Below are 14,895 nucleotides of genomic sequence, written 5' to 3'. Positions count from 1 at the left end.
TGCCCGCATCCCCGATTGTGCCCGGCGTCAGGCGGCGCCACCGCTCGGCTGCTCCAAACGCTCGACCAGGTAGCGGGTAGGCCCTGCCTCGGGCGCCCCGGCCGCCCCGGTTTCGGACGGGCCGCCGGGCCCGGTGTCGTCGGGGCGCACGCCGGAGCGCGGTGCGCGCAGCCGTTCGGCGAGGCGTTGGGCCTCGACCCGTGTCGCGCACCGGCCCACGCGGTACCGGCCGCCGTCCTCGTCCTGGCGTATCACCAGCCAGGGCAACGTGCTGGTCTCGCTCATCGCCTCTCCCCACCCCTGCACGAAGCTGCTGTCCGCATATGCCTGAGCGTACGCCTGACGTTCACGGAGCGCATTCGTCCCACCACGAGCAGACAGGTTTCCGGCCACCCGGGCGCGCACCACCGGACGGAGCGCCCCCGGCGGGTCAGCGGATCGGCAGGTGGTACGTCACCCGGAAGCGGTCGGCGGGGACGACCACGTCCGCCGTCTCGACGGGGAGGCCGCCCGCGTAGAACGTCCTGGCGATGACGAGGACGCCGTGCCCGGCGACCCCGCCGAGGGCCGTCATCTCGTCGGCGCGCCCCGGCCGGGCGCCGACCTCCTCCAGCACGTTGTCCACGACGACGTCGATCGCGGCCATCCGCTCGACGACCCCCTGGCCGGCCAGGGGGCCCTCCTCCGGCAGCATCACCGGCGTGCGCCCGGTGAGGGCCAGCGGCTCCCAGGACGTCGAGAGCATCACCGGATCGCCGTCGGTGCGGAAGACGTACCGCGTGCACATCACCCGTGCCCCCGGCTCGATCCGCAGCCGGGACGCCACGGCGGGGCCCGCCTCCTGCTGCTCGCTGCACGACTCCCAGGCGCCCTTCACCTGCTCGTCGGCCTGCTCCTGACGGAACGGCCCGGCGCGACCGAGGGTGCGCCGACCGGCCCGCAGGAGGCGGGCGGGCTCGGGCAGCTCCCGCACGTACGTCCCGGAGCCGGAGCGGCCCTCGACGAGGCCCTCCGCCATGAGGATCTTCCGGGCCTCCAGCGCGACGGTGTCCGAGACGCCGTAGTGCGCCCGGATCTTGGCCTGGGAGGGCAGCCGCGAGTGCGGGGGCAGGACGCCGTCGAAGATCTTCTGCCGGAGGTCCCCGGCCACCCGCAGGTATGCGGGCTGCTCACCGAAAGCCACGCGTCCTCCCACAGTTTGACCGTGCGCCACAGCTTGGCAACGCTCGGTGGTCGGGCGCAATATCCTCCGAGGCAATCACTCGATGTGATGACGCCCTGCTCAGCGGGGGGACGCGGGCCCGGACGCGCCTCAGCCCCCGCGGCCGGGGCGGCGGGGGCTGAGGTCAGGTGTCACCCAGGGTCAGAACTGCAGGGCCCAGGCGTCGATCTTGCCGGTGTCCCAGTAGTAGTTGTCGGTCACGCGGAGCTTCCAGGTGCCGTTGGCGGGCGACGACGAGGCGTCGACCGTGTAGGTCTGGTTGATGTTGTCGCTGCTGCCGCCGGTGCCGAAGTTCTTCAGCACGGTGGAGGTCCCGTTCGGGGCGACGAGCTCGACCTTCAGGTCACCGATGTAGGTGTGCTTGATGTCGACCTCGACCTGGAGGCCGGAGGGCGCGTTGCCCGTCTGACCGGTCACCGAGATCGGGGACTCGACGGTGCTGTTGTCGTTGATGGCGTAGTCGGTGACGTTCTCGAAGCGGTCACCGTCGGGCGGGTTGCCGGGGTCGCCCTCGCCGACCTGGAGCAGCTTGTTGGGCGAGCCGGAACCGGGGTTGCCGACCTTCCCGTCGGCGGCGGCGGCCGTGATCTGCGTGTCGACCTGGTCCGGCGTGGCCGAGGGGGCGTCCCCGAGAATCAGCGCGGCGGCGCCGGCCACGTGCGGCGAGGCCATCGAGGTGCCGGAGATAGTGCGGGTCGCGCTGTTGCTGCCGATCCACGCCGAGGTGATGTCCGAGCCGGGCGCGAAGACGTCCAGCACCGAGCCGTAGTTGGAGAACGACGACCGGGCGTCGGTGCGCGTGGTGGAGCCGACGGTCAGCGCCTCCACGGTACGCGCCGGCGAGTAGCCCGAGGCGTTGGCGTTGCTGTTGCCCGCCGCGACGGCGTAGGTGACGCCGGAGGCGATGGAGTTGCGGACGGCCTGGTCCAGGCTGGAGTTGGCGCCGCCGCCCAGGCTCATGTTCGCCACGGCCGGCTTCTGCGCGTTGTCCGTCACCCAGTCCACACCGGCGATGACGCCGGACGTGGTGCCCGAGCCCTGGTCGTTGAGGACCCGGACGGAGACGAGGTCGACCTTCTTGGCCACGCCGTAGGTGTTGCCGCCGACGGTGCCGGCGACGTGGGTGCCGTGGCCGTTGCCGTCGTTGCCGTTGCCGCCGAAGGCGTCGAAGCCGAAGGAGGCCCGGCCGCCGAAGTCGTTGTGGGTGTGGTTGATACCCGTGTCGATGATGTAGGCGGTGACGCCCTGACCCGCGGAGTCCGGGTAGGTGTAGCTGTTGCTCAGCGGCAGGTCGACCTGGTCGATGCGGTCCAGGCCCCACGTCGGGTTCGGCTGGGTCGCGGCCAGCTCCACCTTCGTGTCCTGGGTGACGGAGTCGACCTGCGGGTCGGCGGCGAGCTTCTTCGCCTGCTTCTCGCTGAGCTCGACGGCGAAGCCGTTGAGGGCCTCTTCGTAGGTGATCTCGATCTGCGCGCCGTACTTGGTGACCAGACTCTTGCCGGCCCTGGTCTCGGCGTCCGGTGCGCCCGCCTTCAGGGTGACGATGTACTGGTCCTTGATCGCGCCCGGCGCGCCGGCGTTGGCGATCACACCTTCGGGCTGATCGGCGGCGGCGTACGCGGGTATCGCGACGCCGACGCCCATGGCGACCGCCGCCGCGCCCGCGACTGCCACGGCCGACCATCTGCGCTTGGGGGAACGCATCACTGCCATTGAGAGATCCTTCTCGTTGGTGGTGCGCTGGTGGGGGAACGGACGCGGACATGACATTCGCGCCGTCAGCCGAAAGGTTTGCGGACCCATAGGAATCTCACAAGAGGTCTGCAGGCACTTCATGCATCTGTCACACGGAGGTCATCCCATACGGCACGCAACGCGCGTAACCCTGACATGACGCCCCATCAGGACCCGCCCGGAATGCACCGTTCGGTATACGACGACACCAGGCCCCAGCCGTGCGACCGCTCCTGACGTGCTGTCGAACGCGTCGGTCCGCCCCCTTCACCACCATCGACCGACGCATGCGGAACGCACACGACCCGTCACCGCGCGGCCCGTCGCTCACCCGGCCGTGACCCGACGGCCCCGGACAGCCCTGCGGCCCGGCACCCGGGCCGGGCCGCAGACGTCGCCGTCGTCCCGCACGGTGCGCGGGCGGCGGGATCACGACACGCGCGACGTCTCCACACGCTCCTCCGGCTCCTCGTCGGGCAGGTGGACGTCGCCGACCGCGATGTTGACCTCGACGACCTCCAGCCCCGTCATCCGCTCGACCGCCGCGACGACGTTCTCCCGGACGTCGCGGGCCACGTCCGGGATCGGGACGCCGTACTCGACGACGATGTCCAGGTCCAGTGCCGTCTGCCGCTCGCCGACCTCGACCTTCACGCCCCGCGCCACGTTCGGACGGCCGCCGGGCACCCGGTCGCGCACCGCGCCCAGCGTCCGGGCGAACCCGCCGCCGAGGGCGAACACGCCCGGAACCTCGCGGGCGGCCATACCGGCGATCTTCTCCACCACACCGTCGGCGATCGACGTCCTACCGCGCCCACCCGCCGCGTCGCCCGGCGTGACCGGGACGGCCGAGGCCCGGGCCGCGCCGTCGGTGGGGACGGACGCCCCGGCGCCGCCCGAGCCCAGCTGCTCGGTCGAGGACTGGGGTGCGCTGACGGTCGTGGTCTTGGCAGCCATACGGGTGTCTCCTCCGCGTCGTTCGTTGCCAGGGAAGGTGCTTCTACCCCTTCGGACCCGACGCACGGGCGGTCGTCACGCCGAAATCGTGAGAACTTCGGAAGACTTGCCGCCGGTACCCTCCCGCAGGGTGGACGCGGGTCGCCGACGCGGCGGGCCGGCGGGTGCCACGGACCGGAGAGGAGACCGGCGGGTGCCGGAGGACGATCAGAGGCCGGGCGGCGACACCGCCCCCGGCCGGTGGCGGGAGCAGCGCCCCGGGCCCGACGACGCGCTGCTCACCGCCCGGGCGCGCGAAGGCGACGAGGAGGCGTTCGAGGTGCTGGTGCGCCGGCACGGCCCGGTGCTGCTGAACCTCGCCACGCGCATGCTCGGCAGCCCGGCGGACGCGGAGGACGCCGTCCAGGACGCCTTCGTCAGCGCCTGGCGGCGGCTGCCCCAGTTCCGGGGTGACGCCGCGTTCCTGACCTGGATGTACCGCATCGTCACCAACCGGTGTCTCAACCTGCTGCGCTCCCGGCGCCCGACGGCGGAGCTGGACGCGACCACCGAACCCCGGGCCCCCGAGCACCAGGCGTCGCCCGTCCGGGCGGCGGAGTCCACAGCCGCGGTGCGGGACCTGTCGGCCGCCCTCGCGGGGCTCTCCCCCGAGCAGCGGGCCTGCTGGGTCCTCCGCGAGCTGCACGGCTTCGGGTACGGGGAGATCGCGGAGATGCTCGGTATCAGCCGACAGGCCGTGCGCGGAAGGGTCTTCCGGGCACGGCGCTACCTCACGGAGGCGATGAGCGCATGGAGATGAGCCCCTACGGCCCCCGGCCCGGACCGCCCGCCGGGCCGGAGGGCGAGGCGCTGCCCTGCGGGCGGGCGTTGGAGGACCTCTGGGACGCCTGGGAGTCCGATCCGGCGGCGGCCGCCGCCGAGCCGCACGCCCGGCAGTGCCCCCACTGTGCCGCGGCCCTCGCCGACCTGCGCACGCTCGACGACCTCGTCCGTGACGAGCTGGCCCGCGCCGCGCACGCCTCCGCCCGGGAGGGGGACGCCCTCGCGTCCGGCGTCACCGCCCGGGTGATGGACATCGTGCGCACCGAGCTGCGGCCCGGCGCCGCCGTGCCGCTGGGCGAGCCGGAGGAGGACGCCTGGATCGTGGAGACGGCCGCAGCCCGCACGTTCCGCTCGGCGGCGGAGGCCGTTCCCGGGGTCCGGGCCGGCAGCTGCCGCATCGTTCCGCTCGGAGACACGCAGCGGCGCTTCCGGTTCCCCGGCGCCCGGCTCCCACGCGGGCCCGTCCGCGTGCTGCTGGACGTGACGGCGCCGCCGGGCCTGGAACGACCCGTCCCCGAGGTGGCCGACGCCGTACGGCAGCGCGTCACCACGGCGGCGCGCGGGGAACTGGGCATGGACGTGCACGCGGTGGACGTCACCGTCGTCGACCTCGCAGACCTCGCCGACCTCGGCGACCTCGGCGACACCTCCGGCCTCACCGACACCGCCTCCCCCGGACGTTCTCCGGCGCGCCCGGCCGACGTCGTCGGGCAACCACCGGAGGACAGCGATGACTGACGTCCCGCAGGACACCACGGCGCGGCTCGGCGACGCCGTGGCGCGCGCCGCCGAGGCCACCCCCGGCGTCGCGTTCCTCCGCCCCGACCTGACCGGCTTCCTGCGCGGAGCCGCCGCCCGGGGCACCCGGCTGCGGCGGACCGCGACGGCCGACGGCGAACAGGTCCACGTCGACCTGCGGCTGGCCGTCCACCGAGGGCACCGCGCGCTCGACGTCACCCGCGCCGCCCGCACGGCCGTCGAACGGGCCGTCGCCGAGCGGCTGCCCGACGCGTCGGTGAGCGTGACGGTGACGGTGACCGCCCTCGTGTGAACCCGGGCGCGCCGCCCCGAGCGGCCGGAGCGGGCGCCCGGGGCGCGTCAGAGCCAGCCCTGCCGGGCCGCGAACACCCCGGCCTGGAACCGCGTCTCGGCCCCCAGCCGGGTCATCAGCTCCGTGAGCCGGCGGCCGACCGTCCGCTCCGTCACACCGAGGGCACGGGCGATCGTGCGGTCCTTCAACCCGGACGCGAGCAGGGCCAGCAGTTCCCGGTCCCGGGCCGAGGGCCCGCACTCCGCCGCCGGCCCGTCCACGGGCGCCGCCCGCTCCCACAGCTGCTCGAAACAGCACACGAGGACGTCGACGAGCGAGGACTCGCGCACCAGCAGCCGCGCCCCCGCGTCCGGATGGGCGTAGGAGACGGGCAGCAGCGCCGTCGTCCGGTCGGCGACCGCCATCTTCAGCGTGACCCCGGGCAGCACCCTGGCCCGCTCCCCCGCGCGGACGCACCGCCGCATGGCGGCGAACTGCTCCGCCGAGGCCAGCGCCTCCCGCGAGTAGACGCAGCGGTAGGACACCCCGGCGGCGAGCCGGGAGAGCTCCAGGTCGTTGGGGCTGCTCTGGCCGCCCGCGTACGGCGGCGCGTCGACGGCGATGATCTCCTCGCGGGCCTGGAGCTGCATCCGCACCACGGCGGCGAGGACGGCGTCCTCCCCCTCCAGCAGCTCCACCACGGGCATCCCCTGCGCGGTCCGCCCGCCACCCGCGCGCAGCCGGTCCGCCAACTTCTCGACGTGCACCTGCATGTGGGCCAGGTCGCTGCGCCGGCGGTGGATCAGCGCCGCCAGCGCCTCCTCCGGCGCGACGGCCACGAAGACCGCGGGGGTGAAGCCGATCTGCTGCACCAGCCCGTCGTCGAGCAGCCGCCTGAGCGCGGGGCGCAGCACGGCGGGGGACGCGCCGACGGCGTCGCCGAGTTCCTCCGCCGTCGCCCTCTTCAGGTCCAGCAGAGTGAGGTAGGCGTCGTTCTCCGTCCGGCCGAGACCGACCGGCTCCAGCAGGAACACGTGTACCTCCCGGCGCCGACAGTGAGGTCGCCGGACGCGTCGGGACTGTAAAGCGTCCGCCGACCGGCCGTCAAGATCCACGCGGCACGCCCGATAGCTCCGCATTCGCGCCGACGGAACCGGACATTGTCCGAGACCGGAAGCGCACGCCGATTTACAGCGGGCCCGGTCGCCCCGATTCTGGGCCGGGGCCCGCCGTCACCCGGTGGGCCTCCCCTGGCCATCACCCCCCACGGGCAGTGGCGACCGCCACAGGGATGGCAGTCCCTCAGGAGCATTGATGCGTAAGAGAACCAGCACGCCCACGAGAAAGATACTCGGCGCCGCCGTGGCCCTCGCCACCGCGGCAGCCGTCGCGGCCGGGACGGGCAGCAGCGTCGCCGCACCCCCGGCGCCGTCCGCCGCGTCCGCCGACGACCGCGCGTACGTCTACCGCATCCACGACGGCGCCCACGCGGACGCCGCCGCCCTCGCCGGCTTCGACCTCATCGAGGACCGCGACGGCGACGACCTGTTCGTCCTCGGCGACGCCAGGACGGCCAAGAGCCTCAAGGACGCCGGGCTGACCGCGAGCGTCCACGAGAAGCTGGCCCCCGCCGCCCAGGAGGCGCCCAAGCGCAGCGGCCAGGCGCCGAGCCTCAGCGCGCAGATGGCCGAGGAGACCTACTACGGCGGCTACCGGACCGTCAACGCCCAGTACGCCCACCTCGACCAGGTCGCCTCCGACCACTCCACGCTGGCCACCGTCTTCGACATCGGCGACTCGTGGCGGAAGGCCACCGGCCGCCCCGGCGGCTACGACATCAAGGCCATCTGCATCACGAAGAAGCAGTCCGGCGACTGCCGGCTCTCGCCGAACTCCAGCAAGCCGCGCTTCCTCGTCCAGGCCCAGGTCCACGCCCGGGAGCTGTCGACCGGCGAGATGGCCTACCGGTGGATCGACTACCTGACCGACGGCTACGGCAGCGACCCGACGGCCACCGAGATCCTGGACACCCGCGAGGTCTGGGTCGTGCCGATCGGCAACCCCGACGGCGTCGACATGGTCCAGCAGGGCTTCATGGGCGGCGGTTCCGGCCTCCAGTGGCACCGCAAGAACGCCAACCACACGCACAGCCCGTACAACTGCTCCGAGAACTCCGGCAGCGGCGAGGGCATCGACCTCAACCGCAACAACGGCAGCCACTGGGGCGGCGCGGGCACCAGCTCCAACCCGTGCTCCCAGGTCTACAAGGGCCCGTCCGCCGACTCCGAGGTCGAGAACCAGGCCCTGCACGACCTGTACCGCGACCTCTTCCCGGACACCCGGTCCGGCGGCGACACCTCGGCCGCCGACCCGGACACCCAGGGCATGTTCGTCACCATGCACAGCTACTCCAACATGGTGCTGTTCCCCTGGGGCTTCAACTCCGGCGTCGAGACCGGCAACGACGCCGCCCTGCGCCAGATGGGCCGGGACATGGCCCAGCTCGCCGGCGGATGGCAGTACGGCCAGCCCGGCGAGATCCTCTACGACGCCAGCGGCAGCCACGACGACTACGCCTACGACGTCCTCGGCGTCCCCAGCTTCACCTGGGAGATCGGCCCCAGCGGCGGCAGCTGCGGCGGCTTCCACCCCGCGTACTCCTGCCAGAACACCTTCTGGAACCAGGTCAAGCCCATGCTGACCTACGCGGCCGACAAGGCGGAGAACCCCTACGGCGGGGGCGGCGGCCCCGACCCGGACCCCACCCAGTGCACCGGCACCAACGGTGACAACGTCGCCATCCCCGACAACGGCTCCGCCGTCACCAGCAACATCACCCTCTCGGGCTGCTCCGGCAACGCCTCCACCAGCAGCAAGGTCGAGGTCCACGTCCAGCACACCTGGCGCGGCGACCTCACCGTCGACCTGCTCGCCCCCGACGGCAGCTCCTACCGCCTGAAGAACGCCAGCGGCAACGACAGCGCCGACGACATCCACGAGACCTACACCGTGAACCTCTCCTCCGAGGCGCGCAACGGCACCTGGAAGCTCCGGCTCCAGGACACCGCCCGGTACGACACCGGCACCCTCGACACCTGGACCCTCACCCTGTAACCGGCACCACCCCCGCGGTGCGGGCCCGGCGCACGCGCGCCGGGCCCGCACCCGCTTCCGTCCGGCCCGCCCGTCCTCAGGCGTCCGTGAGGAGGGGGTCGTACGGGGTGCCCGTGCGGCGGGCGGACATGAAGGAGAGGAAGTCGCCCACGAAGGCGCTCCTGCCGTACACGCCCTCGGTGACGTCGAGGTCGCGGTGGAAGGCGGTGCGGAACAGCGCCCGGTACTCGTCGGCGTCGATCGACCCGCTGCCGTCCCGGTCGGTGGCGTCGAAGAGCACCTCGGCGACGCGGATGAGGGCCGGGCCGGCCAGGGAGGGGACAGCGGCGGCGTACTCGTCCGCGCTGACCCGACCGTCGCCGTCCGTGTCGAGGGCGGCCTGCAACTCGCGCCACCAGGCGGCGAAGGCGTCGTAGAGCCGCGTCTCCTCCGGCTCGTCCAGGTCGAGACGGGTGGCGAGCTCCCGGGCCATGGCGGCGAGGTCCGGCCAGTCGAGGTGGCCGTCGCCGGTCTGGTCCAGCACCCGGCGGAAGAAGTCCCCGGCCGACCGCCGGGCCTCCCCCGCCTCCGCGGCGTCCGCCGGGTCCGGCACCGGGGCGTCGTCCAGCGGATTGAGGAGGCGGAGCAGCGCCGAGGCCCGCTTCACGTGGCCGCCCAGAGCCGCCACCGCGCGGGCCCTCGGGTCCTCGCCGCCCCCGTCGAGCGAGAGGAGCCGGATGACGCTCTCGGCGTTGATCAGGCCCTGCGGCAGGAAGCGGGCCAGCCCGGCGGCGAGATAGGCGCTCCGCATGAGGGCCTCCGCACCCGGCGTCTCCGGGAGGCCGGCCCGGCGACGGTAGGGCTCGGGCAGCGAGGCGACGGTGACGGCACCCAGCAGCGGCCCGGCGACGGCCCGGCCCGCCGCCCACAGCGTCGGCGCGCCGTCGAACAGCGCCGGGGCGGGCAGGTCGTCGAAGAGCCGGTAGAGGATGACGCGGGCGGCCTCGGTGTTCTCCAGCTCGTGCGCGACGACCCGGTCGAAGTACGGCCAGAAGGCGTGCACATCGGCCGGCATCCCCTCGGCGTCACCGTCGAGGAGCGCGAGGAAGGCGCGGTACTCGGCGTACATCCGCTCCATCGTGTCCTGGTCGAGCGGCTGACCGCTCAGGCGACACATGGTGACGGCACTCTCGAAGAGGGTCGCCACGACCCAGGCCCGGGTGGCGCGGTCCATCGCGTCGTACGCCCGGCCACGCCCGTCGGAACCGCTCATCCGGCCGTGCAGCCGGTTGAGCCGCGCGGCCTCCCGCTCCCGGACCGCCGGATCGGGGCTGAACATCCGGCGCAGGCTGAAGAACGTGTTGCGGAGCCGGCGCCAGGGGTGCGTGACGAAGGTGGAGTTGTCGAGAAGGGCGGCACCGACCTGCGGGTGCGCCGCCTCCAGCACGGTCGCCCGCACCAGGGCGAGGGCCCAGCGCGGGTCGTCGAAGAGCGCGTGGAACTCCGAGCCCGGACCGAACAGGGCGGGCCCGTCCTCCCGTGGCGCGGTGTCCGTACGGGGAGCGCCTGGCGTCATCGTGGTTCTCCGTTCGTCCGGGGCGGCAGCCCGCCGAAGCGACGGTCGCGACGGCGGTAGGTGTGCAGGCAGGCGAGGAAGTCGGCGGCCCGGAAGTCCGGCCACAGGACCTCGGGGAAGACCCACTCGGCGTAGGCGACCTTCCAGAGCATGAAGTTGGAGATGCGCTGCTCACCGGAGGTCCGGATGACGAGGTCCACGTCCGGTGTGTCGGGCAGCGGCAGGTGCGCGGCGAACCGCGACTCGGTCACCTCCTCCGCGGGGACGCCGTCGCGAATCAGCGACCGGGCGGCCTCGACGATGTCCCGGCGCCCCCCGTGGTCGAAGGCGACCGTCAGCGTCATGCCCCGGTTGTCGCCGGTCAGCGTCGCCAGGTCCGCGAAGTCCCGGGCCAGCGCGCGGGGGATGCGCGGATCCGTCACCCCGAGAAAACGGCAGCGGATGCCCCGGGCCAGCAGCAGCGGGGCGTGCTTCCGCACGATCCGGCGGACCAGGCGCATCAGGTAGTCGACCTCGTCGCCGGGCCGGCCCCAGTTCTCGGTGGAGAACGCGTACAGGCTGAGCCACTCGACACCGGCGCCCCGCGCGGCCTCGATGACGTCGATGACGGTCGTCTCGGCGGCCCGGTGCCCCGCCGTCCGAGGCAGTGAACGCCGCTGCGCCCAGCGGCCGTTGCCGTCCATCACACACGCCACGTGCCGGGGCACCGCACGCATCGCCACCGAACCGCCCCGCCGCCCACCCGGGACGACTCCACCGACCGTGCCGCGCTCGTCCACACCCACCCCGCCTCGCCCGCGCCCCCACCGGCGCGTTCCCTACCACGACGGTGACAGCCCGAGCGGCCCCCCGCCCCCGGAACGGAACGCCGTCACCCCTGGCTCACCTGTCCGAACCCACCCGCCGCGCTGCCACCCGCTCACGACCGCGCGCCGTCAGCGTCGCGCAACTCGGCCACCGGACCACTGTCGGCCATCTCCGACCCCGTGTCCCCTGCCGTCTGGCACTCACAGCGGCCAGGCGGTCAGCAGATCGCCGGGGCCGTAGGCGGCGTCAAGCCCCGGCGAGTCGACTCCGCTGCGCGAAACCGCTACGACGGGAACAGGCTCGTCGGTGAGGGCCGCCCGGTGGCGATGGAGAGCTGCCAGATCGTGCCGGTCGAAGGGCGACTGCTCCAGCCACTTGATGGAGCCGACGAAGAGCAGTTCCTTGCAGACGGGGGCGCGGTCGGCCCCGACGATATCGATCTCGACGTCGTTGGTGCGGGTCCAGTAGCCGCCCACCGCGGGGGCCGCAGGCAGCCACTCGTCGGGCAGGATCCGGGCCAAGGCCTCACGGACCAGGGGCTCGACAGCTCGGCCGCGCCAGCTGGTCCAGTTCTCCCGGATGCGCGCCAAGGTGAGATCGCCCCGCCCTCTCTCGATCTCTTCCATGGACGGGCCCAGCAGGTGCAGCCAGAACCGCAAGTAGGGATCTGCCACGCGGTAGCGGCGATCCTTCGACGGGCGCAACGACACAGGCAGCTCGCCCGCGACGATCCGCTTGTCCGTCAGCAGTTCCAGAGCTCTCTGCAGCGGTGTGGCCCCGATTCCGCCGGCTGCCCGGGCGATGTTGGTGAAGGTCCGCTCGCCACTCCCGATGGCCGCCAGCACCGTACGCGCCTGGGCCTGCGGCGGAAACTCGGCAGCCAGCGAGCGCTCGGCCGACACCAGCAGAGCCGAAACCGGATCGTTCAGCGCCTCGCCGAGGAAGTCCCAAAGCCCCGCACCGCGCGGCCACTCCGAGCAGATCAGCGGCAGCCCGCCGGTGACCAGCGCGGCGTCGAAGGCTTCGGCCGGATTCAGTCCGAGCATCTGGCCCACCTCGGCGGGGTTGAGCGGTCCAAGGACCATTTCCCGACCACGTTGATGGAAGGGGCGTCCGTAGCCGTTCAGCGCCTCCATCATCGACAGATCGGAGCCGATGAGAACCAGCAGCACCGGCTTGGTCTCCAGCACCCGATCCCAGGCCCGTTGCAGCATCCCCTCAAAGGCGCCGTCGACGTCCATCAGGTACGGCACTTCGTCGATGACCAGCACACTCGCCCGGTCGGCGGGCAGTGCCGCGGCCAGGACATCGAACGCGACATCCCAACTTTCCGGCCGCGCGGCTGCCACCAGCCCCGCCAACGGCAGCGTCGACACCCGGGCGTCCCGGGCCAGCCGTGCCAGATCATCACGGCGGGACGCGCCGGTCGCCGCGTAGAACAAGAACGGGGCCCCGGAGCGCTCCGCAAACCGCTCGACCAGTCGCGACTTGCCCACCCGGCGCCGCCCACGCAACATCACACACCGACCGGGCCGCTCCCCGCCGACTCCTGCCGCCACCTTCTGGAGCTCCCGCTCCAACGTCGCCAGCTCCTGTCGCCGGCCAACGAAATCCACCACGCTCGCCCACCTCCACCCATGACACTAACACTCACATTACTAACATACACGTTAGTAACCACCCCGTCGCGCTCGACGTCACTCAAGGTAGTCCACCACGCACTCACCTCCCCTTCAGGCCGAGTACGGCGCCAGCCGGCCGCAGCTGGCACTGGCCAAGGAAGTCGATGAGCAGGCGATCGAGGACACCCGGCACGAATCCAGCACGGTAGGGGTATGAGGGGTGATGACAGGTGACGAGAGACCAGAAGATCCACCACCTCCAGCACGGCGGAAACCATGGGGCTTGACCCCGAAGAGTCAGACCCCATGTGACCAGCATGTGTGGAAGATCAGCGAAGTGGCGTTGAGTCACCCGCTATACGTTGAAGCGGAATGCCTGCGGTCTGATCCTGAACTGCGTCGGAGCCCCGCGCAAGGCCCTGAACTGGGATCTCCTGGTTGGCACGCGTTGGCTCCCGACGGCCGTTTACGGGTGTCCTGCGGACCGGCTGCGGGCCGGAGGACGCCCTCACTCGGCCGACATGAGCCTCTCGTCCGTCATACCCAGACGTGCCTGCTCCTCGACAATCTGGCGTGCCAGTTCAGTGTCCGACACGTCGACCGCGTCCGGGGTGGCTTCGGCCACGGCGCTGCGGCGGGCGTATGCATCGAACAGGCACGTCTTGGCTTCCAGCATCGTCACCATGCGTTCGTCCACGCCTCCGGTGGCGAGGAGACGGTGCACGCGAACCGGCCTGACCTGGCCCATACGGTGGGCCCGGGCCACCGCCTGATGCTCGATGGTCGGCTTGATCTGGGGTTCGCGGATGACGACGACGGAGGCGGCCTGCATGTTGAGGCCGACGCCCGCTGCCTGGATCTGCCCCAGGAGCACCGCCGGGCCCTGGACACCGGCGAAGTCGTCGACGATCTCCTGGCGACGCTGGGCCGGGACGCCGCCGGTCAGCGGACCGAACACCGGAGTGGCCCCAGCGATTCCGGCCGCGAGGACATCTCTCACCACGCCCAGTACGTCCTTGAAGTTGGAGAAGACCACCGTCTTCTGCCCGTTCTCGCCGGCCTCCTGAACGATCTCCCGAAGCCGGTCCGGCTTGGCCGACTTCTCGGGGCGCATGTACGCGGCCCTGCGCATGGCCATGAAGTCGCTGCGGGCCTCGATCTCCCGTGTCCAGTTCACGAGGACGCTCGCCGGGCAGACGACCATGAAGTGGCTCTGCCCCTCGGCTGCCAGGTGGGCGAGGACGGCGATCGCCTGGATGGTCTTCCCGAGGCCCATCTCGTCGCCGAGTATCACCGTGCGCTGCGCAAGCGCGAACCGTGCGCCAAACGACTGGTAACCGCGCAGGGAGACCCGCCGGTGCGTGTCGTCGAGGTGCTGGGTCCGTACCCGCTCCGCGATCTCGTCCGGCAGAAAGCCCTCTGCGGCAGCCACGTCCGGCAGCCGCCCGGAAATCTCGGCGAGCAGGCTGTAGTACTCGGCGGAGCGGAGTTCGAAGTCCACCCAGGCCGCGATGTCGGACGAGAGCCCCCGGAGCAGGTCCACCGACGCCTGGGCGAGCAGCTCGGGCAGGCCGGCCTGCTCTGCCTCGTCGACCAGCGACCGGGTCTCGGCGACCGCCGCCCACGCGCGAGCCTTCTTCTCCCGGCCGGCCGGCAGCATCCGGACCCTTCCGGCGGCGGGCCTCGCGTCGGCCAGCAGCGGACCGAGCCGTTCCGCCAGGACGGTGGCCTTGTCCACCGCACGCCGGGCGTTTGGGCCGGCCTCCACCAGGACGTGCAGGGCCGAGACGAGCGCGGTGGTGCGCGGTTCCGGCCGGTCCACGTCGATGTGGACAGCCACGGTCTCGTGCACGGCCTCGGAGAGCCTGCGGGCGGCGGCGAGCATCTGGTCGACGGTGCGCTGCCCGACACCGGGAATCTGCCGCAGCCGGTAGGGGCCCGCTTCGAGAACACCGCCCACGGTGCGCAGTCCACTCGACTCGACGCTCCCCAGCCGCAGCCGCCCCCCAGACTTACGACCACCAGTAGGATT

General features: G+C 72.3%; 12 protein-coding genes and 1 pseudogene. 4 read left to right on the top strand and 9 right to left on the bottom strand.

Annotation, left to right across the window (positions count from 1 at the left end):
- Nucleotides 1-27: 27 nt before the first annotated feature.
- The 4 genes from IF129_RS27110 to IF129_RS18870 all read right to left on the bottom strand — a co-directional run bounded on the left by IF129_RS27110 (nucleotide 28) and on the right by IF129_RS18870 (nucleotide 3,913).
- A complete protein-coding gene (locus IF129_RS27110; protein ID WP_381479784.1) occupies nucleotides 28-285 on the bottom strand; it encodes an SPOR domain-containing protein in 258 nt (85 codons plus the stop codon).
- 145 nt (nucleotides 286-430) lie between these two features.
- Nucleotides 431-1,183, bottom strand: a complete 753-nt coding sequence (locus IF129_RS18880; RefSeq protein ID WP_191210902.1) for a GntR family transcriptional regulator — start codon at nucleotides 1,181-1,183, stop codon at nucleotides 431-433.
- Nucleotides 1,184-1,363: 180 nt separating this feature from the next.
- Nucleotides 1,364-2,935 carry a S8 family peptidase gene (locus IF129_RS18875; protein ID WP_191210901.1) on the bottom strand — a complete coding sequence of 524 codons (1,572 nt, stop codon included), beginning with the start codon at nucleotides 2,933-2,935 and terminating at the stop codon, nucleotides 1,364-1,366.
- Between the two features lie 450 nt (nucleotides 2,936-3,385).
- Entirely contained in the window at nucleotides 3,386-3,913 is a 528-nt protein-coding gene (locus IF129_RS18870) for an Asp23/Gls24 family envelope stress response protein (protein WP_191210900.1), read from the bottom strand.
- A gap of 274 nt (nucleotides 3,914-4,187) precedes the next feature.
- On the opposite strand from IF129_RS18870, the gene IF129_RS18865 reads away from it, so the two are divergent.
- Genes IF129_RS18865 through IF129_RS18855 form a run of 3 tightly spaced genes read left to right on the top strand, consistent with a single transcriptional unit; the run spans nucleotide 4,188 to nucleotide 5,786 of the window.
- Nucleotides 4,188-4,712 carry an RNA polymerase sigma factor gene (locus IF129_RS18865; protein ID WP_191210953.1) on the top strand — a complete coding sequence of 175 codons (525 nt, stop codon included), beginning with the start codon at nucleotides 4,188-4,190 and terminating at the stop codon, nucleotides 4,710-4,712.
- Nucleotides 4,703-5,473 (top strand): Asp23/Gls24 family envelope stress response protein, encoded by a 771-nt coding sequence (locus IF129_RS18860; protein ID WP_191210899.1) that lies wholly within the window; start codon nucleotides 4,703-4,705, stop codon nucleotides 5,471-5,473. Before IF129_RS18865 ends, IF129_RS18860 begins: the two co-directional genes overlap by 10 nt.
- Nucleotides 5,466-5,786 (top strand): Asp23/Gls24 family envelope stress response protein, encoded by a 321-nt coding sequence (locus IF129_RS18855; RefSeq protein ID WP_191210898.1) that lies wholly within the window; start codon nucleotides 5,466-5,468, stop codon nucleotides 5,784-5,786. Before IF129_RS18860 ends, IF129_RS18855 begins: the two co-directional genes overlap by 8 nt.
- A 47-nt stretch (nucleotides 5,787-5,833) precedes the next feature.
- Here the strand turns inward: IF129_RS18855 and IF129_RS18850 are convergent, their stop codons facing one another.
- Nucleotides 5,834-6,799: a helix-turn-helix transcriptional regulator gene (locus IF129_RS18850; RefSeq protein WP_191210897.1), complete on the bottom strand. Its 966-nt coding sequence runs from the start codon at nucleotides 6,797-6,799 to the stop codon at nucleotides 5,834-5,836.
- A 280-nt stretch (nucleotides 6,800-7,079) separates the two neighbouring features.
- Here IF129_RS18850 and IF129_RS18845 point away from each other — a divergent pair, with 280 nt between their 5' ends.
- Complete coding sequence (locus IF129_RS18845; RefSeq protein ID WP_224755192.1) at nucleotides 7,080-8,879, top strand: M14 family zinc carboxypeptidase; 1,800 nt, start codon at nucleotides 7,080-7,082, stop codon at nucleotides 8,877-8,879.
- A 76-nt stretch (nucleotides 8,880-8,955) separates the two neighbouring features.
- Here IF129_RS18845 and IF129_RS18835 read toward each other — a convergent pair whose 3' ends face one another.
- The 4 genes and pseudogenes from IF129_RS18835 to IF129_RS18820 form a co-directional block, all read right to left on the bottom strand.
- Entirely contained in the window at nucleotides 8,956-10,434 is a 1,479-nt protein-coding gene (locus IF129_RS18835) for an oxygenase MpaB family protein (RefSeq protein WP_191210896.1), read from the bottom strand.
- A complete protein-coding gene (uppS, locus tag IF129_RS18830; RefSeq protein WP_191210895.1) occupies nucleotides 10,431-11,150 on the bottom strand; it encodes a polyprenyl diphosphate synthase in 720 nt (239 codons plus the stop codon). The genes IF129_RS18835 and uppS overlap by 4 nt, the downstream gene beginning before the upstream one ends.
- Nucleotides 11,151-11,441: 291 nt before the next feature.
- The gene (locus IF129_RS18825) at nucleotides 11,442-12,860 is read right to left on the bottom strand and encodes an ATP-binding protein (protein WP_191210894.1); all 1,419 of its coding nucleotides are present in this window, start codon (nucleotides 12,858-12,860) and stop codon (nucleotides 11,442-11,444) included.
- A 332-nt stretch (nucleotides 12,861-13,192) separates the two neighbouring features.
- Nucleotides 13,193-14,868, bottom strand: a pseudogene (locus tag IF129_RS18820) (SNF2-related protein); the annotation flags it as partial.
- Between the last annotated feature and the right edge of the window lie 27 nt (nucleotides 14,869-14,895).

Origin of the sequence: Streptomyces chumphonensis, from assembly GCF_014779715.1 — a bacterium.
In the GTDB taxonomy this organism is placed as follows: domain Bacteria; phylum Actinomycetota; class Actinomycetes; order Streptomycetales; family Streptomycetaceae; genus Streptomyces; species Streptomyces chumphonensis.
This window is presented reverse-complemented; position numbering and strand designations above follow the sequence as displayed.